Consider the following 21,575-nt stretch of genomic DNA (forward strand, 5'->3'; position numbering starts at 1 on the left):
GTTTTATCGCTTTTTCTTAAAAATGGCGAACCATTCATAAGGGCAGTTTTGCTCGTTGTTCAGTTTTCAAAGAACAATTTCTTTTGTGACAACGAAAGTTATCTTATCACATTCGTTATCTCGATGCAAGCTTTTTTTTTCGAAAGTTTCAAGCCGTTCAGCTTGTCCCATTCCCTCTTGCTCGCCTCGCCAACCGCATCTCTCTCGGCCGGAATTAGAATATACCATAGGATATTTAGGTTTGGCAACCCTTTTTGCAAAAAAACTTTTAAAATGCTAAAAACCACTTCCTCTCTTCTATAATAACCTCTATTGGGAATGCGTCTTTCCGTATGCTACACTCGAATCAAATGATGAACTTAATACTTGTACTTACTATAGAACAAAGGAGCTCGACTCTTATGCGCATGAACGTTTTAATTGCGGATGATGACCCGGCTATTCGCACTTTGCTTCGATTCATCCTTACTAAAGAGGGCTATGGCGTCATAGAGGCTGCCGACGGGGAAGCTGCTGCGCGTCTGCTTGAGCAAGAGCAAGTTCAGCTGGCTGTAGTCGATATTATGATGCCGGCCAAAAACGGGCATGAGCTTTGCCGGGAGATTCGGGAGCATTATGATATTCCCGTTATTATGCTGACAGCAAGAGGAGAGATCGAGGACAAGGAGCAAGGGTTTCTATCCGGTACCGACGATTATATGGTGAAGCCTTTTGATCCCAAAGAGCTGTTATTCCGAATTAAGGCACTTCTCCGCCGTTATCGGCTCGTATCCCAGGATACGATTAAGCTCGGCTCCGTCATTATAAATAGAAGCAGCCATGAGATTCGTAAAGGCGACCATTTCTTCGAGCTTCCATTGCGAGAGTTCGAGCTGCTCTCCCAGTTGGCTAGCAATCCCGGGCGGATCTATACAAGGGAGCAGCTCATCCAGCTGCTCTGGGGAACAGACTACAGCGGGGACAGCCGCACGATCGATGTTCACGTCAAACGGCTTCGGGAACGATTCGCGGAATGCCAAGACGACTTCTCCATTACCACTGTCCGAGGTTTAGGCTACAAATTGGAGGCTGCTGAGTGAAAACCTTATACGTTCGCATCGTCTTAACGTTTATTGTTATTGCTGCCGTCAGCAGTATTGGCGGCCTCTTATTCACAAATAGTTACTATAAGAAGAATCTGCTCTCGCAAAATGAACAGCGGACGATGAAAACAGCCCTTGCGGTAAAAGAGCTATATGAGCATACTCCCGGTATGGACTTGCCCAATTACTTAACACAACTCGCTTCGCTCGGCTATCAGTTCTACTTGGTCAATGACCGTCACGAAGCTCATACATTTGGTTCACCGTTCAAGCAAGGCGTATTAAGCTATGAGCAGTACGAGCTTGTGATGAGCGGCGAATTCTATCAGGGAATGAACGATGATAATGACGGACTGAAGGTATTTGCCTTCTTCGTCAACAGTCTTCGCAACACAGCCGGCGTTCCCGTGGAAACGCCAGCTGGCCGCTCTGCACTGTTCGTAAGGCCCGATTTGCAGCAGCAAATAGGCGAAGTTCGTTTCATTATGGCTGCATTTATCGGCGGCTCCTTCGTCTCCAGCCTGCTTCTGATCGTTGTGCTCAGCCGCTATATCGTCAATCCCGTCAAAAAACTGACCAAAGCGACGGGACAAATCGCAAATGGCGACTATGAGGTTCAACTGGACAGCGAGCGGAAGGATGAGATCGGAGAGCTGGCCAGACGCTTCGCCTCTATGGCGGCATCCATCCGCCGTTCCGAAGAAAGCCGCCAGCAATTTGTAGCCAACGTTTCGCATGAATTCCAGACGCCGCTAACTTCGATTCAAGGTTTGGCGACAGCTGCTGCCGACCCGTCTGTTTCGCGGGAGGAATCTGCCGGCTATATGCGCATTATCGCATCCGAGACTGTCCGCCTATCTTCACTAAGTCAGCAGCTGCTCACGTTAGCCTTTCTAGATCAAGCTAAGCAGCTGGCGTATGCGCCATTTCGCCTGGACGAGCAGCTGCGGCAAATTATCATTATGCTGGAGTGGCAATGGTCGGAGAAACAGCTCCAGCTCGACCTGGACTTGCCCGAGACGGTTGTCTCCGGCGACGCCGAGCTTCTCTATCAGGTATGGACCAATCTCATTACGAACAGCATTAAGTTTTCCAAATTTACCGGAACGCTTAGCATTTCAATCAAACCCGCTTCCGATGGAATGGATATCGCTATTCGTGATACAGGCGAGGGCATTCCCGAACCCGATTTGCCGTATTTATTCGATCGTTTCTATAAAGCAGATCAATCACGGGCAGCTTCCGGCAGCGGCCTTGGCCTCTCCATCGCCCACAAAATCGTATCGCTGCATGACGGCAGCATTGACGTACAAAGTCAATATGGACAAGGCGCTGTTTTTACCGTAAAGCTTCCGGTATCACGATAATAATACTGCTACTTCCCTATTCATTTAGCCTTGTAAAAGAAAACCTACAACAAAAGCAACGTCCTCACAGGAGAACGTTGCTTTTGTTGTAGGTTTGTTAGCCGTTACATACCGTCGTATCGCCGGCTATTTTCTTCTTCCACGATATTTTGGATATCGTCGGCGCCAATTCCGATAAAGCGGTAGCCGGACTCATCCTGCTTTTTGAGTGCCCTGTCACGGACAAACTTCGCGCTGCTCTCAGCCGCTTCCTCGTCATAGAACAAAATGATCCCATCCGTCTTGCGAAACAGCAGCTCGTCCCTTGCTTGGAACTGCCACGGACCAACATAGGGCTGGTTGCTTACAGCCCCGTAATAGTCCACGCCCTCTACAATTTTCTGATAATAGGCTTTGCGTTCATCCTTCCACTGCTCTTCCTGGTTGCTGAATGCGGTAATAATCGATACCTTTAACCGCGGATAACGGCGCCTAAGCTCAATAGCTACCTCGCAGGCCCATAGGTCGGTGCCGTATTGTCCCGGTGTTATGATCCACTCCAGCCCTTCTTCGATCAGCGGAAGCAGCTTGCTTTCAATCGCTTTTTTAATATATTCAATGTTCCGATGCTTCTGATCGAAAATTTGCAGCTCATGCGCACGGTATCCCGTTACGAGCACATTCTTCATCCGGCCGGCCACTGCCCTTCTATCGCTGTCTTTGCTACTTACTATAGCAGGACAGCAGCCCTGGCGTCAGAGAATATATGTTCCGTCCGGCAGATTAAGCCAGCAATTTCATAAAGGACGCGAGCAGCTTTGCCGCTTCCTCACGAGTTGTATGATCCTGTGGAGCAAAATAACGGCTGCCTGCAAGCTCTTTGCCGTTCATGAAACCAGCTTGCTGAACGGTGCGGACTGCATCACTGGCAAAAGCTGATATTTTCGCCTGATCGGCAAACGTAACCGATGAAGCCTGCTCCGGCAGCTTCAGTCCGGCTAATGCCGCAAAGCGAACGAGCATAACTGCCATCTGCTCACGAGTGATGCTGTCACCAGGCGCAAACTTGCCTTCGCTAATGCCGCCAACAATTCCTTTGTCTGCGGCCCAAGCAACAGATTGCGCATAATAAGCCGTTTTAGCCACGTCAGTAAAACGATCCGTCGCGTAGCCGCCAAGCTGTTCTCCGGACATACGAGCAAGAAGAAGCGTGAAATCTGCACGGGTCAGCTGTGACTTAGGCTCAAAGCGATCCGCACTAACCCCGCCGATTACATTACGAGCAGAAAGATAGATGATGTCAGACTGCGCAAAGCTTTTTCCGATATCCGTAAAGCTAGGCGCATGGTAGCCCGCTCCATAGCTGGAGAAGTGGCCCACCGTAAATTGCAGCTTCCCGGTCGATGCGTCGAAATGGCCGTTAGGCACCAGAATCAATTCACCGCTCTTCGACACGTAATAGACAACGACAGCATTGCTGTCTTCTCCCGGTTGAAGAGTATATGGAATGCTGATCCTTGCTTTACCGCCGGCAAGATCGGAAACCTCTTTGCCTCCGGCAACAATAGTAATGTCATAGACCGGACGGCTTCCGATTGCTGCTTCGAGGGCAGCGCGAGCCTCTGCTGAGATGCCGTTATACAGTGAAGCAGCATCCTTTTGAGCCATTTTGAAGCTTACTTCCTGTTGCCCAGCAGCAGCCCCAACAGTTTGAACAGCCTTTTTGTCGAGCACAACGGTGCCTTTGTTTGCTTGAATCATTAGCTCGGCTGCGCCTTTGGCAGCGATTGCTGCAAAATCGCCTTTCTTATACTGCACGGTGTCGCCTGATACGACAGGCTTACCCGGCTCGGTGCCAGTTCCTGGAGCAGTGCCTCCACCGCCGCCGTTATTGCCACCGCCCGGATTACTACCGCCTCCTTCGCTGCTGCTTGCTGCAACAGTTACCGTACTCTCGGCAACGGCATAGCCGTCTGCACTAACGACGCGGATTACAGCTGTTCCTGCCGAATGCGGCGTGATACGTCCATCGGCATCTACCGAAGCAACAGCCGGATTGGACGATGTCCACTCTACGGTCTCCGAAGCTCCATTTGCCGGAATAACAGTTGCTTGAAGCTTGACTGGCGCATCGCCGGTCTTGAGAGAAAGCGAGGATTGATCAAGACTCACTTTGGTTACATTCAACTGATAGGCGCTAACTTTCCCGCCAACCTCATAGGCCACGAGCAGAAGCGGCTGGCCGGTCGGGCTATCTTCGGCTGGAATGAATTCGAGTCCCTCTGGACCTGTATCCGTATCCAGATTCGCTTTTCCCTTGGAATCCAGGAAAACGCGTGTATTCGTATAGTTCACAAAGCTTGCATGGGCCGGATCGGTAACATCATAGGTCATAAATCCGCCAATACGTTCAAGACCGACAAACGCAAGCACCTTATTGCCGACAACGCCGGTTTTTACGTCTTCCGGCTCAGGACCTTTTTTCGGGCTCCGGTCGTCCATCTTCACTTTGCTATGGCTTGAGTTGAAATATTCAGCCGTACTTCCCTGCGATGTAATTGTCTCAAAATCATTGCCGCTGTCATAGACCTGCTCCATCGTATCTGCATGCCAGATCGAGAACGAACGGCCGCCATACATATAGATGCTGTCTGTGCCGACGCCGGACACAACCTCGACATCATCATATCCGTTCGTTCCGTTTAAAAAGATGCTCGCTGCCGAACCGGGATCAAGCTGTCCCTTCAGGCTGCCTAGCTTAACCGCATTTTTACGGCCTGCCCATCCGCTTGTATCGCCTTCCACTGGCCATTCAGTGGCATCTCCCTCATTCGCGGTAAACAAATACGTTGAACCATTAATGGTCTGCGAAGCAATTCCATCCGGCATATACATGCCTTTGAACGGCACATTTTCCAGCTTGATTGCTCCATCACTCACAAGATCAAGCGAGTTACGCGGATCGTTATAGTCTTTGAAGCCAAGCGTTTTCACGGCATTGACTTTACCGGCCGCAATATCGATGACCGCTACGGCATTATTCTCTTGGAGCGTCACGTAAGCTTGCTTATAGTCACTGGAGAGCGCGATATACTCTGGTTCGAAATCATACAGGGCATCCGCCTTCGAGCCTTTTCCCATAATCAGTCCGGTTACCGGATCGGAGGCGCCGCGAATATAGACATCGTTCCCAATTACCGATTCGTCATCGAAATAGACCTGCTTAACCGTATCCGCAGTCGTATCCACAATGGTAATGCTGCCTTTTGGATCTCCTGCCGCCGTCCGCGGCTCACCTTCATCAGCAGTTAAAATATATCGGCCGTCTGCCGTAGACTTAATCATATCGGGCTGAACACCGGCTCCGTATTCCTTAAGCAGATTGCCGTCATAGTCTAGGACTAGTATCTTTCCAGCTTTAATAGGATCCGCTTCCTGCACAGATACCGAAATGCGTTTCGTAGTCGTATTTACATCTACGCTAGTTAAATCCCCATACCGAAAGCCGTTGGTCTCCGCTAGCGCTTGAACCAGAATGGTGTGCTCCTTCGTGAAATTGCCTTTTCCGTTACCAAGGCTCACGATATCCAGACTTGGAGGGTTTCCTGAACCATTGACGAGATAAAATTTGCCGTTGTCTTTGTTGTACTTCACAATTTCGGCTACACCGCCGTCTTTGTTGGTCACGCCCAAAGAGTATTCGCCAATCTTCTCAATATTCAGCTTCGTAACGAATGATGAATCCGCCGCCGCTGCGCTGGCCTCTGCATGCACTGCTTGTCCGCTGCCAATTCCTGTACCGACGGTTGACAACAGCAAACAGGCAGCCGCCGTGAACGAAATCACAAATTTTCCAGAAAGCCTTTTCAACACGATCCACTCCCCTGTAATGGTTCTGGATTGAATTGTACGCAGTGTATGTTTTCGTATCGTAACTATTTTTTAAATTAATTGTAAAAAGAACTTGTCAAACCAATACTAGACTATATAGAATCGTAAAGGGTCATATTAAAGTTTTATTAATGGAGGAAAGCTGCACAATGAAAAGAGAAATAGGGGTACTCGAAAGACCTGCGTTTGGGCCAAGCTTAATGCTCAGCCTGCAGCATCTTTTCGCTATGTTTGGTTCGACTGTACTGGTACCAAACCTGCTTGGCGTCGATCCGGCAATTTGTTTGCTGATGAACGGTATCGGCACCTTGCTTTACATCTTTATCTGCAAAGGCAAAATACCGGCATACCTCGGTTCCAGCTTTGCCTTCATCGCTCCGGTAGGCGCGGTTATCGGCAAGTTTGCCAATCCGGAAGAAGGCTATGCGGCGGCGCTAGGCGGCTTTATCATTACCGGCCTAGTCTTCATCATCGTCGCACTGATCATTCAGGCCGCAGGAACTGGCTGGATTGATGTCGTATTCCCTCCAGCAGCTATGGGCGCAATCGTTGCGGTCATCGGTCTGGAGTTAATTCCGGTAGCAGCGGGAATGGCCGGCTGGATTAAACCGCCAAGCGCCCCAGTTGATGCGGTTTGGACATTGGACCGCGGCACTGTCATTATTTCAACCGCTACTCTGCTCATTACGATAATCGGTTCCGTTATTTTCAGAGGGTTTATGCGTATCATCCCGATTCTATTCGGAATCGTGGCAGGTTATCTGATCGCTTACTGGATGGGTTATGCCGAGTTTGGTAAAGTGGCTGCCAGCAGTTGGGTTGCAGCTCCTACATTTACTGCACCGTCGTTCCATCTTGGAGCGATTCTGACGATTGTTCCCGCTTCGCTTGTCGTCATCGCCGAGCATATCGGCCATTTGATCGTTACGAGCAATATCGTCAAAAAAGATCTGTCCAAAGATCCAGGCCTTCACCGCTCCATGCTGGGCAACGGCATCTCGACAATGTTGTCCGGCTTTGTAGGCTCCACACCAAATACAACTTACGGAGAAAACATCGGCGTTCTTGCCATTACTCGCGTATACTCGACGTACGTTATCGGCGGTGCAGCGGTTATCGCCATCGTGCTTTCCTTCTTTGGGAAGTTCTCGGCGCTGATTGCCGAGATTCCAGTAGCGGTAATGGGCGGTATCTCACTGCTCTTGTTCGGAGTTATCGCAGCTTCCGGCTTGCGCATGCTCGTCGAATCCAAAATCGACTACAGCAAACCGACTAACCTGTACTTGACTACGATCGTACTCGTTGTCGGATTAAGCGGCGTAGAAATCGTGATCGGAGACTTCTCGCTCAAAGGTATGGGATTGGCTACTGTTGTAGCGATCATTATGAGCTTGCTCTTCAAGCTGTTCGACATGCTTAAGCTATCCAATGACCACGAGGCATCCGGTCATTAATAAAGTTTGAATGAATAACAATTAAGGGCTGTTTCCAAGTCTCGCCATCATGCAATGGCGGACATGCGGAAACAGCCCTTTTTTCCAAAATAACTCCTTTCCATTACTTCGAAATTTGAAGATCATGGAAGGATTGAATAGATTGCAATTCACCTGACACTTGAGATGACGGAATCAGTCTTTCGCCCGCTACTTTAAACTTCCCTTGGTATACCCCTTTAATAACATAAGCATCTTCTGCTACAGGTCCCTCGTATTTCTCCAGAAACACGACAGCTTCTTCACTTGCGGCAAAAACCGCATTCCCTTCAGCCAAGTATTGCAGACCCTCATAGGAACCTCCGGTTTCCAGAATGCGAATTTGCTTTCCAAGCTGACCTTTGTATACCTTCTGTACGGAGGCATCGGATAAAGTAAATACGACATTGCCATACGGATAGCTCTTCGTCGTATTGATTTTCACTCTGGCAATGACCGGCGAACTTGCGCGCAATTGATCAACGGATTGGAACGATTCGGATAGATCGAAGTGCATCGATACGGTGGAGGTTGGCTTGTCCCGTGATGCTTCGGCTCTCACTTGAAAGAAGACGATGGTCGCCGCAATTAATACAATAAATAAGGTCAAAATCTGTTTTTTCGAAAAAACGGAATTCATGGAATACACCCCTTTCTTTGTTTAGGTTTAATACAATGCATTTACGCCTTTAATATCATCCGGTCCCGGAACGGAAGTGGTCCGCACCCCATATATGCTCATAACTTGTTTGCCGTCGGTAACATGATCGAGTCCGAATACATGTCCCAGTTCATGGGCCGCCGTCCCTTTACGGGCCGTAACCGTCATTCCATCCATCGCCGAAGTATTAAAGTCGATATCTGACTTCGTGTATGTACCGGAGGTCATCACGGGCTTGTTCGCCGTTCGTGCATTCCAGCCTATGTTGACGCCGTAGGCGTCTTGTCTCAGAATAAGATTGGCCGCAGAAATATTGCTAGTGTACACAAAGCTGGCATCCACATTGGCATTATTCCAAGCTGCAATGCCATCCGCCATCGCTAATGAATAATTCGCTGTAAGCCCTTGCGGGATATAGCTGATCGTCGAGCTGGCGTACTTGCCTCCTAAAGTCGTATAGGCATTCACAGACGGCAGTACAACTGCCGTATACAATAAGGTGCCAGTCAGAATAACCTTCCATATGCTCTTCTTCATTTCTGCTCTCCCCCTGATTTATTTATTTGTCCTTTGAGCCGTACTTTCCGATGTGTTCCAGCTTCACATATTCCCCTTCACTGCTCTCTACGGCGATGGCTTTGTCTGTCGAAACGTTTTTGATCTCATACAAAGCCGTCCCCTCGTGATATTCATTGGAAAAAACACCGGTTGCTCTCGTAGATTCATGGTCGGAATAATGTTCTACCTTCCCGATTTGCTTTCCGACATCCAGAACTGCTTCATCGGTTGCTTTGTACGTATCCCCATTCCATACGACAAAACGGTATGCCCAGTCTTGGGCTGTCTTTTGCCTGCCTAACGAGCAGGCGGGGAGTGATAGACTCATTAATAGAATCGAAAAAACAATTATTAACTTTTTCAATTCCTCACCTCCTGTCATTATCGACGGGCAACAATGGGAAATTGTTTCATATTTACAATAATTTTAAATTCTCACAGATTCATTCAGACATAAAAAAAATACCCCGGCCTCTAAATCCCGCCGGGGTATTGCTCGTTTGTTTCACTATGCTTTTTTACGATTGCGCGTGTAAATGTCTACATATACAGCGAGCACTAGAATGCCGCCTTTTACGATATACTGCCAGAACGACTCCATGTTCATCAAGCTCATGCCGTTGTCCAAGCTGCCCATAACTAGCGCGCCGATAATGGCACCCATAATCGTACCGGAGCCGCCGATAAGGCTCGTACCGCCAATAACACATGCAGCAATTGCATCGAGCTCATAGTTTTGTCCGGCGCTCATCGTTGCCGCGTTCAAGCGTGCGGTAAGAACAAGCGCAGCAATGGCTGCCAGCGTATTGCAAAGTACGAATACAAGCAGCACACGGCGCTTGATGTTGATCCCCGACAGCTTGGCTGCCTCCGGGTTGCCGCCAATCGCGTATACCTGCCGGCCGAAGGTCGTATTCCTCGTAATAAAGGTAAAGATAAGCGCCAGCACAACGACCATCACGAATGGAACCGGAATGCCTTTGTAGCTGTTCATAACGCCAACGAAGCCGAGAATAAGAGCGCCGGTAACTCCCATGCGAAGCAAAGTAACGGCAAGCGGTTCAACATCAAATCCGTAACGGATGCGGGATGAGCGTTTCCGCAGCAGCAGTACAGCCGCAATCAGCAATCCAACTATGCCGAAAATCCAACCGATAATATCCGACGTGTAATGTTGGCCGATTGCTTTAAGACCAGGCGACAGAGGTGCTACCGTTACGCTGCCTGTCGTTCCGAATAATGCACCACGGAAGATAAGCATGCCGCCTAGCGTAACGATAAATGCCGGCACCGCCTTATAAGCGATGATCCAGCCTTGAATAAATCCGACGATCGCGCCAAGTGCCACTGCGGTAATGACGACCGGAATAGCCGGCCAATCATACCAGACGTTGAGCATGGCTGCCACACCGCCGACTAAACCAACTAGTGATCCGACCGACAAATCGATATGTCCGGCAACGATGACCAGTACCATGCCGATAGCGAGAATTGCCGTAACAGACATTTGCAGAAATAAGTTTGAAAGATTCGTAGGAGACAGGAACCGTTCATGCAGCAGCGAGAACAATACCCATATCGCAATTAGCGCACCAATCATCGTATAAGCGCGCGCATCGAATTTAAACCAGTTTTGTACGCGTGACGGCTGCACCGGCACCGTTTCCGTTTTTGCGCTCATCGTTCTTTCCCTCCTGTCGCAGCCGTCATAATCGCCTGCTGTGTCGCTTCCTCCGCCGTAAATTCCGCCGCCCGCTTCCCTTCCGCAATAACCATAATGCGGTGACTCATTCCGAGAAGCTCGGGCAGCTCGGAGGAGACCATAATGATCGCAACGCCCTGCCGGATCAGCTCATTCATAATCGTATAAATTTCAAACTTGGCACCAACATCGATACCGCGGGTTGGCTCATCAAGAATTAGAATCTTCGGTTTCGTCATCAACCACTTGCCGAGTACGACCTTTTGCTGATTGCCTCCGCTTAATGTGCCGACAATCGTCTCCACCGAGTTCGCCTTAATTTGCAGAGAACGGATATATTCATTGCCCCTGATGACTTCACGATTTGGATCGATCACGCCGCCCGATGCAATCTGATTCAGACTGGCCATCGTTACGTTGCTCTTCACATCCATGCCGAGTACAAGGCCGAATTTTTTTCGATCTTCGGAGACCAGCGCCATCCCATGCCGGATCGCATGCTGCGTGTGCTTGATTTTGACATGCTTCCCTTCAATCTCGATTCTTCCGACAGCTGCTCCCGGATAGGAGCCGAACAGACTCATTACAAGCTCTGTCCGGCCTGCGCCCATTAGACCGGCAATGCCGAATATTTCACCCTGCCGTACCTGGAATGAAATATTGTCGATGACCTTTCGATCCAAATCGGGATGCATAACAGTGTAGTTCTCCACTTTCAATATAACGTCGCCCGGCACCGCCTCGATCCGAGGAAACAGTTCCTTTAGCTCCCGCCCTACCATAAGTGAGATAACCTGTTCTTCATTGATATCTTTGGCATCATAGGTGCCAATTGTTTTGCCGTCACGCAGAACAGTGACTGAATCCGCTATGCTGAATACTTCCTTCAGCTTGTGCGAGATATAGATACAGGTAACGCCGCGTTTCTTGAACTCGCGAAGGATCGATAGCAAAATTTCAACCTCTTGCTCGGTCAACGCTGCCGTCGGCTCATCGAGAATAAGAATATTGGCTTTCTTGGACAACGCTTTGGCTATTTCCACCTGCTGCTGCTTGCCGATGCCCAGCGTACCGGTTCTTGTCTCCGGGCTGACATCGGTTAAGCCTACCTCTGAAAGCCATTTCTCGCTTTCCTTGAAAACCCGCTCCCAATTAATGATCCCAAAGCGGGCCAGCTCCTTGCCGAGATATAAATTCTCGGCAATGGACAAGTCCTTCGCTAGCGCCAGCTCCTGATAAATAATGGCGATTCCGGATTCCTCCGCATCCTTGATGCTGGAGAAGCGCTTCACTTCACCGTTGATAAGAATCTGCCCATTATAGCTGCCTGAAGGGTAGAGTCCGCTGAGCACTTTCATCAACGTTGATTTGCCGGCGCCATTCTCTCCGCATAAGGCGTGAATCTCACCTTTCTTTACCGTCAATGTCACATCGTTCAGCGCTTTCACGCCGGGAAATTCTTTCGTAATATTCCGCATCTCCAATGCAGCCGTCATGCCTCGTTCACCCCGCTCGCTCTTGCCTTTTTATTTCGCGTTTTTGTAGACATCTTCTTTCGAATGGAAACCGTCAGCGATAACCGTTGCATCAATATTGTCCTTCGTAACGGCAATCGGGTCGAGGAGAATGGATGGAACATCAATTTTGCCATTGTTTACTTTTTTGTCCGCGCCTACATCTTCGCCTTTGGCCAGCTTAACAGCCAGTTCAGCTGCTTTCTCTGCCAGTGCCTTAATCGGTTTGTAGACCGTCATCGTTTGCGTTCCTTCGATAATACGTTGTGCCGCAGCCAGCTCAGCATCCTGTCCGGATACTGGAATTTTGCCTGCAAGCCCTTGCGCTGTCAAAGCTTGAATCGCGCCGCCAGCTGTTCCGTCATTCGCAGCTACGACCGCATCGATTTGGTTGTTGTTCGCAGTCAAAGCGTTCTCCATGTTGGACAAAGCTGCTGCAGGGTTCCAGTCTTTCGACCACTGATCGTATACGATTTGGATGTCGCCGCTATCGATATACTTTTGCAGCACGTTCATTGCGCCCTTCTTAAACAGATGCGCGTTGTTGTCCGCTTCCGAACCGCCAATGTATACGTATTTGCCTTTAGGCGCTTTGGCTACGATAGCTTCTGCTTGCATTTCGCCAACGCGCTCATTGTCAAAGGAGACATAGAGGTCAACGTCGGAGTTTTTGATCAAGCGGTCGTACGCCAGTACTTTAATGCCCGCTTCATGGGCTTTCTCTACGATAGCTGCCGTTGCTTCCGCATTGTGGGGAACGACAACGAGAATGTCTACACCTTGGGAAATCAACGATTCTGCTTGAGCGATTTGCTTGGCATCATCGCTGTTCGCCGCGAGGACTTCTACATCCGCTCCAAGCTTTTGCGCCGCTGCTTTAAACAAGTCGCGGTCCTTCTGCCAGCGTTCTTCCTGCAACGTATCCAGCGAGAATCCGATTTTTATTTTGCCGTCTTTGCCGGAATCCTTTTTACCGCCGGAATTGCTGCCGCCTCCGTTGCCGCCGCTGCACGCGGATAATACGAGAATAAAAGCAAGAACAAGCAGCATAACCCCACTTTTTGTAATGTGCTTCGTCATTTTCTTCTCTCCCTTTTTCTTAATGTAACTGCTTACATTTCAAGATTAGCATGCCAGGCCGATCGTTAATCAGGAGAATTGCTGGATTCTATTGCGATGATCTGGACTATTTTGCCATAGGCCTGATCCGTTACTTACCGAGGAGCACTTTCCGGTAATCCGTCGGAGAAGCACCGCATATTTTTTTGAACACCTTGCTGAAATAGTTAGGGTCATGGTACCCCACCTCATAGGCGATTTCCTTCAGACTCCGATCAGCATCGCCCATAAGTGCTTTAGCCCGCTCGACCCGGCAATCGGTTAAGAAATCGATATAGCCGATGCCGACCTGCTCCTTGAACATTTTGCTCATATAGAAAGGGCTGAGACCCGCTTGCTTTGCAATCGTCTCAAGTGAAATATCGAGATGGGAATTGGCGATAATATACTGCTTCACCTCGGCAATGGCATCCGGCTGATCTCGGTTCAACTGCTCTTCAGCGTCTTTGCACATCCGAAGCAGCAGACATTTGGTTTCTGTTCGCAGCTCAGAGTAACGATGAATTTGAAATCCGTAATAAGGAAGCTCTGTCTCCACGCCAAGCTCCAGCAGCCCTCGGAAGACGATCCACAACGTTTCCAGCATCCGCTGCTCGGCCTGATGAACATCCATGCCTGAAGCCTCATACCGGTCAGCTAACGGGTAGATTACTGCTTCCGCAGCCGTCCATTGCCCTAGCCGGACAAATTCCATCAGCTGCTTCTCCATTCCTTTGCCGGCGTATTCCACACCCTCTCGTTCCGTTTCTGCCGCTTTATCGGCATAAAACCTGTGCCGGGCGAATGCCTTGCCCTGCTGCAGCTGACATTGACGGCCCGCAGCCGCGGCGAGCAGCGCCTCATGGTAGGAATAACGGATGTCGTCAAGTGACTGACGGGCATTGCCTACCCCAATGATACAATCGGATGTACCCGACAATTGAGGCAGCGCCAGCAGTTCATGGACGATGGATGCCGCTTGCGCCCGGAATGACTTTTGCGACTCCATAAAAACGACAATCGGCAAATAGCGCCCGTTCATCGCTCCTGCCCAGCCCTTGCCCATTTGCCGCAGCCTCAGCTTGACTCCCGCATAGAGCTGCTCGGTAGCTGCTCCTGCACCCGCTTGAACAAGCAGTACGAAAGCCTCCTTGGTGTCGCTGCCTCCGAGCAGATGAATCATTTCATCCAGATGAACCTCATGAACATGATCAAACAGCAGCTGCGTCACCACATCCGCTTCAACGAGCGGCATAATCCGGTCGAGCGTCCGCTTCACTTGATGCTGCGTTTGCCTTTCCTCGCGTTCTTCCTCTATCTGTTTCAATACACGGCCCACCGTATCCCTGATCTCGCTGATTTTGCTTGGCTTCAGCAGATAGTCTTTTACACCCAGCTTAATCGCTTTGCGGGCATAGTCGAACGTATCGTAAGCCGTCACCATAATAAACCGCATATCCGGATAGTCGCCAACAATACACTCAACAGCCTCCAAGCCGTTCATAATCGGCATCTTAATATCCATAAGAATGAGATCAGGCTGAAAATGCGAGACAAGCTCCACCGCTGCTTTTCCATTTCTGGCTTGCTCAAATATGACATCCGGGAAACCATCCTTAATGATGGCCATCAGCCCTTCCCGTTCAATTTGCTCATCGTCAACGATTAACAGCTTCAACATAGTCGCCCGCCTCTCTATCCTTTAACAGCTTCAACGTTACTTTCGTTCCTCTGCCCTCTGTGCTTTCAATGGCAATGACATCTTCCCGGTTATAAAATAGCCGCAGCCTGCGGACAACGTTGCTAAACCCAATACCAGTCGAATGGCCGTCCTGCTGATCGGCTTCACGCTCTTCCAATATCTGAGCAATCCGCTCCTGCGTCATGCCCATTCCCTCATCTTCAATCTCAACGATAACAGACTCACCGCCGTCAATAATGCGGAACCGGATCGTCCCTCCATCCTCGAGCGGCTCTACCGCATGAATAACCGCATTCTCTATCATCGGCTGAAGCGTCAGCCCCGGGATTTTCACAAACAGGCATGAGTCGTCGATATCTTCTGCGAAACGAAGACGCTCGGTAAATCGGGTCTGCTGGATTGCGATATATTCGCGAAGCACCTTCACCTCTTCATACAACGTAACGGGCCGGTCCAGCCGTTTCAGATTGTAACGGAGCAGCCTCGCAACACTCGCCAGCAGATCGCTCGTTTCTTCTGAGCCTTCCAGATAAGCTTTCTTGGCTAAAGTATCAAGCGTATTAAACAGGAAATGAGGATTAATCTGACTCTGCAAGCTTCGCAGCTGGCTTTCCTGGAGCAGCAGCTTGTTCGTCTGAAGCTCACTCTCCAGCTGCGCCTTGTGCTGAATCTCCGAGATCAGATTGTTAATGTTGATACGCATCCGGTCGAAGGTTTTGGCTAGAAAAGAAATTTCGTCGTTGGCTGCCACTTCGATCTGCATATCGAACCGGCCCCGGGACAGCTCCCGGGCTGCCTGTGTAAGTTTATGTATAGGCCGAGTAATGCTAAGTGAGAACCAATAGGTGAATAACAGGAGCAGCAGCGTGATGAGGGCAATCATCCAGATCCCGAGCTTTTTCAATTCGACCGATTGCTTGATCATGCCGCGATAGAACTGATCATAGGTTTTCAGCTCGGTATCCATCAGCGTCAACGTCATTTCCGAAATATAAGTCGAGAGGCGCGTAGCATCTGCGAAATCATTTAGCGACTCCTCGTTATTCTTAGCGTTAAGGAACCGGACGGAACGGTCAGAGGCATTCACCAGGCTATCGATCAAATTCAAATAATTCGTTAGTGTAAAATGATTGCCGTTGTTCCGCAGATTCGTAATCTGCTCCTGTGCGACGATTAGCTCATGGCGGTCTGTCTCCAGATTAGCCAGCTTGGAAGAAGAGGGGGCCTGCAAATAATTGTTTAATGAAGTAACAAGCTGCTGACTAGAGGCACTGACCTCATTCATTCGCAAGTAGCGCTGCAATATCTCATTATATTGATCCTGCATTTTCTGGTTGTAGTAGGTTAACGTGACCCAAATGCCAGCCATTATGAACACGACGATTGCGACGAGCAGCCATATTTTTTTCTGAATCGTATTCATGGAAGCTCATCCGCCTTCAGCAGCCCGATTTCGGTAAAATAACCATCATAGTTGAGCGGGAACGTCTCGCCATTCAGCCACTGAATCATCAATTCCACGCTTTGCTTGCCCATTGTATAAGGCGCTTGCTCGATAATGCCGTTCAGCTTCTTCTCTTTCATCAGCGTTCGGCTCTCCACGCTGTCATCGAAGGAGTAGAGATGGAATCGGCTCAATTTCGCCCGCTTGCCAATCTCCTGTACCATGGCGCTCGCATTGTTCGCTGTCACCGAGACGAACCCGTCGATATGCGGCTCCCGGTTCATAATATCGTTCGTAGCGGCAATAACCTTCTCCCTCGTATCTCCGGCTACAACAATGATTGGCTCAATGCCCGGCTGGGCCTTCAATGCCTCCAGAATGCCGTTAAGTCTTTTGTTCTGAAAATCCTCCTGACGGTCGGACAGCATCAGCACAACCTTCCCGGTTTTGCCGATATCCTTCGTCAACTGCTCGCCAATGAGTCTGCCAGCCTTCTCGTGATCCGAGCCGATATAGGTGCGCCTTAAGCTTTTTTCCACTGGAACATCATTGCCAATTGTAAAAATCGGAATGCCGTTTCCAGCCGCTTTTACCGTGGAGAGCTTATTAAATTCATCCGATTCCAAGCCTTGCACGATAATCCCGTCCACTTTCGAGGCTATCGCGATTTCCATCTTTCTTAGAAAATCGACCTGATTCGTACCGTAGCTGCCCCATACAGCTAACTCTACACCACGCTGCTTTGCTGCTAGCGTAGCCCCTTTCTCAACCGAATCCCAGAAAGGCGTGTCCATTTCTTGCGTAATAAGCACAAGACGATAGGCAGAATCCTGACCCCCTGTCAGCTCAGCAGGAGCAGACAAGTCATAGTGAAAAATTTGAATAATGGAGGAAAGTGTGAAGCCGAACAATACGATACAGCAAATCGACAACGATACAATGAACAGCTTCCTCATCGCAGGCTTGCTCCTTTGAATCTCGATTGATGTAAACGATCGATTGTAAACCGCTTACATTTTCTTTCATCGTATCACAATTAAATTGACGTATAAACGCAAATTTTACAGGAGCTTCCTCTTATCCGTTATATAAAATTGCCGTTGACACTGAATGGAAAATAGTTCTATATTGGCATAGGTGTATTACATTGTTCAAGGATGGTGACCTGCATGAAAACATTCGCTGCCGTTGCCGGCAAAATTGCTTTAAGCTTTATCGTCGTTCTCCTCATATCGGTTGTCGTCGGAGTCGTCTACACAGTCATAGCGGTAGCATCCGGAACAGGCTTGGAAGATATCCAGAGTGCTTCGCAAGATAATTTATGGATGCAGATCATTCAAACCATTTTGTTCACCGCTTCGGCTCTCGGAATGTATGCTCTATTTGAAAGGAAAAAGAGGTGGCCGCTTGGGCTCCGTCAACAGGACGGAGGCATCATGCTCGTTCACGGCATGCTGGCCGGAATTGTGCTCATTTCGTTAGCCGCGGTGTTAATCTGGGCTTTTGGAGGCGTTAGCTGGACATTGGGGAATTGGAACTCTGAGCTGACGGCCGCGCTGCTGAAGGGCTTGGTGCTATTTATCTTTGTAGCGGTATCGGAGGAAGTTTATTCACGCGGCTATGTGCAAGGCCTGCTGCGCTATCATTACGGCAGTAAAGCGGCTATTATCGTAACCTCTCTGTTATTCGCATTGCTCCATAGCATGAATCCCGGTATATTGGATTCGCCGCTGCCGATTATTAACCTGATCTTGGCCGGGTTGATCTTTGGTATAGCCCGCGAGTTGACCGGGGGATTATGGTGGCCGATTGGAATGCACCTAACGTGGAACTATCTCCAAGGCAACATTTACGGCTTCAACGTATCCGGTACAACTGTGGATGACTCCATTCTCTACACAACGGACAAAGGCCCCGCTTGGCTGTCCGGCGCTTCGTTCGGCATCGAGGGCAGCTTGATTTCGATTATTATGCTGCTGGCGGGTATTACAGTTGTTTACTTCCTATATCGGAGAAAAAACAGAGCATAGCGTTAGAGCGAGCCGCTTAGGAATTGGCTCTGAATTTAGAGAAGCCCAACGTTTTGTACACGTCGGGTTTCTTTTTTTATTGAAAGACTGCTGGTGTGTTGGCTTGCTGGTTTTAGCTTGCTTTGCTTGCTGGCTTTCTTAGGGCATACCCGCAACAGTTGCTGTTGTAAATCAGCAAGATCAATAAAACGCCAAGCAGCTCTTCATTACATGCACAATCCGTTTGCTTACTGGGGCATCCGTTAAAGGATGGGTAATATAGCCGATGAGATGGCGGGAGCTAGCGAAATTCCTCATGAGCGTGAGCCACATCTCGAACAACATACAGCAGTGCAGGTCGATGTGTGTCAAAGTGCTCCAAACCGCATCAAAATGTAAAAGTACAGGTTGATCAGCCCATTTCATCTGTTTTTCCCCCTCAAAATGCAAAAGTGCAGGTTGTTTCGCCAAAATCAGCCAATAACAGCACTTTAGGAGCATTTCAAATGCACATTTGCATTTTGATGTCATAAATCGTCAATAAGGCGACAGACAAACTGCAGTTTTACATTTTGTTCTATATGAACAGCAAACCTGTTTCTCATTATAGCGAATCAGATTGCATTTTCGTAATAATATAGAAAAAAGCTGCCGAGAAATTCTCGACAGCTTTGGCTGATCAAATGATTATTGCGGCGTTTCGCTTGAAGATGATGATGTTGGTGTTGGGGCTGGAACCACTTCAGGCTCCTCTGTGCTCTCGGCTGCTGGAACCTCTTCAAATTTATGTCCGCAGGAAGGACAAAACTTGGTGTCGATCGGCACCACTTTTCCGCATACGCAATCCTTCTCATCCTTGATTTCCATAATTTTTTCTTCCAGCTCATCGATCTCTTGCTGCAAGGCTACAATCTGCTCGCTCGATTTAGTGATGGCCGGCTCGGCAGCAGTCAAATCATTGGACAAATTCGCTTGAAATACGGCTTCACCGATTTGAATATAGTTCTTCTCAATATCTTTGCGCTTTGCCGAAATTTGCGAGTTGAGACGAACTACCTCTACCGACTCCTTCGCTTTATCCGCCGCCTTAGAAGCGCCTTCCTTCAACTTGTCGAAAAAACCCATAATAATCCACTCCTCATCATGTACTTATATTTAGAATAACGGAAAAAAGAGTTGATGTTTGTAGGAATATGTCGATTGATCACCAAATTATTTTTGCCCGACAGCTTACCTTACTAAAGTCTATTCGCTCTATGATCGTCTCATGACGAAGTATGCGGCATACTAGCCGCACACCTTAATCATTTGCTCCATCGAGCTGCTATTTTCTTTTCCAGTACGTTCCGTCGGAATAAGCAACTTTATCGATTTGAATATTTTTCAATGAGGCCGTATTGTCGAACTGCGACAAGCTCCATGTGAATGTGTAGCTGTCCCCGCTTCCGACACTTACATCATTTCCTCTGCCATAGAAACGGTTGCTATTGGAAAAAAGTCCGTTCGCTTTGTCGCCGTAAGCATCGTAGCAACTGAACGAAAGCTCGAACGAAACGATTCTTTTGTCCGTCAAGTTGATCATGGTAATGTTGGCTTCCGGATAGCCGATTGCATCATAGGAAATGCTGTATCCTTCAATTTTAAACGGTACATTTTTATTTTTTACAAGCTCTTGCTTCAGCCATTTTTTATACTCAGCCAATTGCTTCTCGTACAGCTTCCGTAAGCCCGTTTCAAACGATCCGTCCAAATAGGTATTTTCTGCTTTTTGAAACCCTTTGCTTGTGATTTCCTTGCCATTTACTTCAAGGCTTTTCACAGCACGGCCAAAAAACATATGTTCCTCACCATCGACTGTAACGTTGTCGCCTGGGGTTGCACTAGAATGCTCGAACACGCCTTTTTTACGCGCCCCCAACGAAATCGAATAATCAACCGTATACATCGTATCGTCCAGATAGATATATTCGACGTAGTTGACCTTTACAGTATCCGTGCTGAGATTTTTAACGGTTGTATTTGTAATTTCAAGCGGCAGCCCTGTGTAGTAGCGGCTTTTCTCCTTTGATGCCGTCTTGATGCTGATCTGGCTTCCCTTCGTTTCCATCGAAGCGCCTAAGCCATCCAGAAGGAAACGAAGCGGTACCATCATCCGGCCATTACGCTCCACTGCAGGTGTTCCAAGAAAAACGGATACGCCGTTAACTGTTGCAGTTGGTGCACCCAAGACGATAGCAAGTGTCATTTCTCCATTTGAGCCGATAATTCTTTTATTCGAGCTATCCCATGTAAACGTCAATCCAAGTTTCTCCATTGTTTCCCTAGCCGACACGATGGTCGTACCATTTTCGGTCAAAGGAGCTTGCGCATATTTAACTTTTGAGCCATTCACATACACGCTAGTCTCTTCGGCTTTGGCCGCTGCCGCCATTACCGGCATTGACCATGCCAGGATCATAACGACCATAATTGTTATAAAAGATTTTTTCATTTCTTTATTCCCCTCCGGCAATATTCTTTGGATGATATTGTCACATCCATATGACCAAAGGTTATTATAGTATACATTTCCGAATTAAGACAGATATAAATGATGAATTTTATAAAATAAAAAAAAGCCTTGCTATATGCAAGACTTGAATAGTTATAGATGGAGCGGAAGACGGGAATCGAACCCGCGACCCTCGCCTTGGCAAGGCGATGCTCTACCGCTGAGCCACTTCCGCAAAATCATGGCTGGGGATTCAGGGATCGAACCTGAGAATGACGGAGTCAAAGTCCGTTGCCTTACCGCTTGGCTAATCCCCAACGTAATGATGCTATGTATTTCATTGAAAAAAAATGGGGCGGACGAGGGGAATTGAACCCCCGAATGTCGGATCCACAAACCGATGCGTTAACCACTTCGCCACGACCGCCATATTAAGTCTGAACATAACAAAACCCACTACAGTGGGTGTATGTACAGGTTAAGGCTTTGCGCCTTGAAAACTGGATGCGAATTGAAATGATAATTCTTTAGCGTCCCCGGTATCGGGGTCCCCGGAAAGTATTCGGAATAAGCTGCAACGCTTATCTTCACTTTTTGGGGTGTTC

The 21,575-nt window shown here is 48.6% G+C and carries 17 protein-coding genes and 3 tRNA genes; 4 read left to right on the forward strand and 16 right to left on the reverse strand.

All coding sequences use genetic code 11. The features are described 5' to 3' along the window. Positions 1–401 precede the first annotated feature (401 nt). Entirely contained in the window at positions 402–1,079 is a 678-nt protein-coding gene (locus TY10_RS28325; protein ID WP_042171530.1) for a response regulator transcription factor, read from the forward strand. Next, positions 1,076–2,449, forward strand: coding sequence for a sensor histidine kinase (locus TY10_RS28330; protein WP_042171532.1), 1,374 nt, complete (start codon positions 1,076–1,078; stop codon positions 2,447–2,449). Before TY10_RS28325 ends, TY10_RS28330 begins: the two co-directional genes overlap by 4 nt. A 104-nt stretch (positions 2,450–2,553) precedes the next feature. Here TY10_RS28330 and TY10_RS28335 read toward each other — a convergent pair whose 3' ends face one another. After that, positions 2,554–3,117: an SLOG family protein gene (locus TY10_RS28335; RefSeq protein ID WP_042171534.1), complete on the reverse strand. Its 564-nt coding sequence runs from the start codon at positions 3,115–3,117 to the stop codon at positions 2,554–2,556. A gap of 94 nt (positions 3,118–3,211) precedes the next feature. Then, positions 3,212–6,301: a choice-of-anchor I family protein gene (locus TY10_RS28340; RefSeq protein ID WP_052350821.1), complete on the reverse strand. Its 3,090-nt coding sequence runs from the start codon at positions 6,299–6,301 to the stop codon at positions 3,212–3,214. A 167-nt stretch (positions 6,302–6,468) separates the two neighbouring features. On the opposite strand from TY10_RS28340, the gene uraA reads away from it, so the two are divergent. After that, positions 6,469–7,773 (forward strand): uracil permease, encoded by a 1,305-nt coding sequence (uraA, locus tag TY10_RS28345; RefSeq protein WP_042171537.1) that lies wholly within the window; start codon positions 6,469–6,471, stop codon positions 7,771–7,773. A 103-nt stretch (positions 7,774–7,876) separates the two neighbouring features. On the opposite strand, the gene TY10_RS28350 is transcribed toward uraA, so the two are convergent. The 9 genes from TY10_RS28350 to TY10_RS28390 all read right to left on the reverse strand — a co-directional run bounded on the left by TY10_RS28350 (position 7,877) and on the right by TY10_RS28390 (position 17,426). After that, positions 7,877–8,431 (reverse strand): hypothetical protein, encoded by a 555-nt coding sequence (locus tag TY10_RS28350; RefSeq protein ID WP_042171539.1) that lies wholly within the window; start codon positions 8,429–8,431, stop codon positions 7,877–7,879. Between the two features lie 27 nt (positions 8,432–8,458). After that, entirely contained in the window at positions 8,459–8,989 is a 531-nt protein-coding gene (locus TY10_RS28355) for a matrixin family metalloprotease (protein ID WP_042171541.1), read from the reverse strand. A 22-nt stretch (positions 8,990–9,011) separates the two neighbouring features. After that, positions 9,012–9,374 carry a hypothetical protein gene (locus tag TY10_RS30110; protein ID WP_049917359.1) on the reverse strand — a complete coding sequence of 121 codons (363 nt, stop codon included), beginning with the start codon at positions 9,372–9,374 and terminating at the stop codon, positions 9,012–9,014. A gap of 144 nt (positions 9,375–9,518) precedes the next feature. Next, positions 9,519–10,691 carry a sugar ABC transporter permease gene (locus TY10_RS28365; RefSeq protein WP_042171542.1) on the reverse strand — a complete coding sequence of 391 codons (1,173 nt, stop codon included), beginning with the start codon at positions 10,689–10,691 and terminating at the stop codon, positions 9,519–9,521. Next, positions 10,688–12,208 (reverse strand): xylose ABC transporter ATP-binding protein, encoded by a 1,521-nt coding sequence (locus tag TY10_RS28370; RefSeq protein WP_042171543.1) that lies wholly within the window; start codon positions 12,206–12,208, stop codon positions 10,688–10,690. Before TY10_RS28370 ends, TY10_RS28365 begins: the two co-directional genes overlap by 4 nt. A 30-nt stretch (positions 12,209–12,238) precedes the next feature. Continuing rightward, complete coding sequence (xylF, locus tag TY10_RS28375; protein WP_081735536.1) at positions 12,239–13,306, reverse strand: D-xylose ABC transporter substrate-binding protein; 1,068 nt, start codon at positions 13,304–13,306, stop codon at positions 12,239–12,241. A gap of 130 nt (positions 13,307–13,436) precedes the next feature. Next, positions 13,437–15,005, reverse strand: a complete 1,569-nt coding sequence (locus TY10_RS28380; RefSeq protein WP_042171544.1) for a response regulator — start codon at positions 15,003–15,005, stop codon at positions 13,437–13,439. After that, positions 14,983–16,449, reverse strand: a complete 1,467-nt coding sequence (locus tag TY10_RS28385) for a sensor histidine kinase (RefSeq protein ID WP_042171546.1) — start codon at positions 16,447–16,449, stop codon at positions 14,983–14,985. Before TY10_RS28385 ends, TY10_RS28380 begins: the two co-directional genes overlap by 23 nt. Continuing rightward, entirely contained in the window at positions 16,446–17,426 is a 981-nt protein-coding gene (locus tag TY10_RS28390) for a substrate-binding domain-containing protein (RefSeq protein WP_042171548.1), read from the reverse strand. The genes TY10_RS28385 and TY10_RS28390 overlap by 4 nt, the downstream gene beginning before the upstream one ends. A gap of 213 nt (positions 17,427–17,639) precedes the next feature. On the opposite strand from TY10_RS28390, the gene TY10_RS29305 reads away from it, so the two are divergent. Further along, positions 17,640–18,500, forward strand: a complete 861-nt coding sequence (locus TY10_RS29305; RefSeq protein WP_052350822.1) for a CPBP family intramembrane glutamic endopeptidase — start codon at positions 17,640–17,642, stop codon at positions 18,498–18,500. Between the two features lie 666 nt (positions 18,501–19,166). Here the strand turns inward: TY10_RS29305 and TY10_RS28405 are convergent. The 5 genes from TY10_RS28405 to TY10_RS28425 all read right to left on the reverse strand — a co-directional run bounded on the left by TY10_RS28405 (position 19,167) and on the right by TY10_RS28425 (position 21,397). Then, entirely contained in the window at positions 19,167–19,604 is a 438-nt protein-coding gene (locus tag TY10_RS28405) for a zinc ribbon domain-containing protein (RefSeq protein ID WP_049917358.1), read from the reverse strand. A 199-nt stretch (positions 19,605–19,803) separates the two neighbouring features. Further along, positions 19,804–20,970, reverse strand: a complete 1,167-nt coding sequence (locus tag TY10_RS28410) for a copper amine oxidase N-terminal domain-containing protein (RefSeq protein WP_042171552.1) — start codon at positions 20,968–20,970, stop codon at positions 19,804–19,806. 160 nt (positions 20,971–21,130) lie between these two features. Continuing rightward, positions 21,131–21,205: transfer RNA gene (locus TY10_RS28415), tRNA-Gly, on the reverse strand. A gap of 7 nt (positions 21,206–21,212) precedes the next feature. Then, positions 21,213–21,287: transfer RNA gene (locus tag TY10_RS28420), tRNA-Gln, on the reverse strand. A gap of 34 nt (positions 21,288–21,321) precedes the next feature. Then, positions 21,322–21,397 (reverse strand) — tRNA-His (locus TY10_RS28425). Positions 21,398–21,575: the final 178 nt, after the last annotated feature.

It is taken from the genome of Paenibacillus gorillae (genome assembly GCF_000513275.1).
Taxonomy (GTDB): domain Bacteria; phylum Bacillota; class Bacilli; order Paenibacillales; family Paenibacillaceae; genus Pristimantibacillus; species Pristimantibacillus gorillae.

Excerpts from the sequence above, each read along its gene's own strand:
- TY10_RS28325 (WP_042171530.1), top strand. The coding sequence starts at position 402 with ATGCGCATGAACGTTTTAATTGCGGATGATGACCCGGCTATTCGCACT.
- TY10_RS28335 (WP_042171534.1), bottom strand. The coding sequence starts at position 3,117 with ATGAAGAATGTGCTCGTAACGGGATACCGTGCGCATGAGCTGCAAATT.
- uraA (WP_042171537.1), top strand. The coding sequence starts at position 6,469 with ATGAAAAGAGAAATAGGGGTACTCGAAAGACCTGCGTTTGGGCCAAGC.
- TY10_RS28350 (WP_042171539.1), bottom strand. The coding sequence starts at position 8,431 with ATGAATTCCGTTTTTTCGAAAAAACAGATTTTGACCTTATTTATTGTA.
- TY10_RS28355 (WP_042171541.1), bottom strand. The coding sequence starts at position 8,989 with ATGAAGAAGAGCATATGGAAGGTTATTCTGACTGGCACCTTATTGTAT.
- TY10_RS28365 (WP_042171542.1), bottom strand. The coding sequence starts at position 10,691 with ATGAGCGCAAAAACGGAAACGGTGCCGGTGCAGCCGTCACGCGTACAA.
- TY10_RS28370 (WP_042171543.1), bottom strand. The coding sequence starts at position 12,208 with ATGACGGCTGCATTGGAGATGCGGAATATTACGAAAGAATTTCCCGGC.
- xylF (WP_081735536.1), bottom strand. The coding sequence starts at position 13,306 with ATGACGAAGCACATTACAAAAAGTGGGGTTATGCTGCTTGTTCTTGCT.
- TY10_RS28380 (WP_042171544.1), bottom strand. The coding sequence starts at position 15,005 with ATGTTGAAGCTGTTAATCGTTGACGATGAGCAAATTGAACGGGAAGGG.
- TY10_RS28385 (WP_042171546.1), bottom strand. The coding sequence starts at position 16,449 with ATGAATACGATTCAGAAAAAAATATGGCTGCTCGTCGCAATCGTCGTG.
- TY10_RS28390 (WP_042171548.1), bottom strand. The coding sequence starts at position 17,426 with ATGAGGAAGCTGTTCATTGTATCGTTGTCGATTTGCTGTATCGTATTG.
- TY10_RS29305 (WP_052350822.1), top strand. The coding sequence starts at position 17,640 with ATGAAAACATTCGCTGCCGTTGCCGGCAAAATTGCTTTAAGCTTTATC.
- TY10_RS28405 (WP_049917358.1), bottom strand. The coding sequence starts at position 19,604 with ATGGGTTTTTTCGACAAGTTGAAGGAAGGCGCTTCTAAGGCGGCGGAT.
- TY10_RS28410 (WP_042171552.1), bottom strand. The coding sequence starts at position 20,970 with ATGAAAAAATCTTTTATAACAATTATGGTCGTTATGATCCTGGCATGG.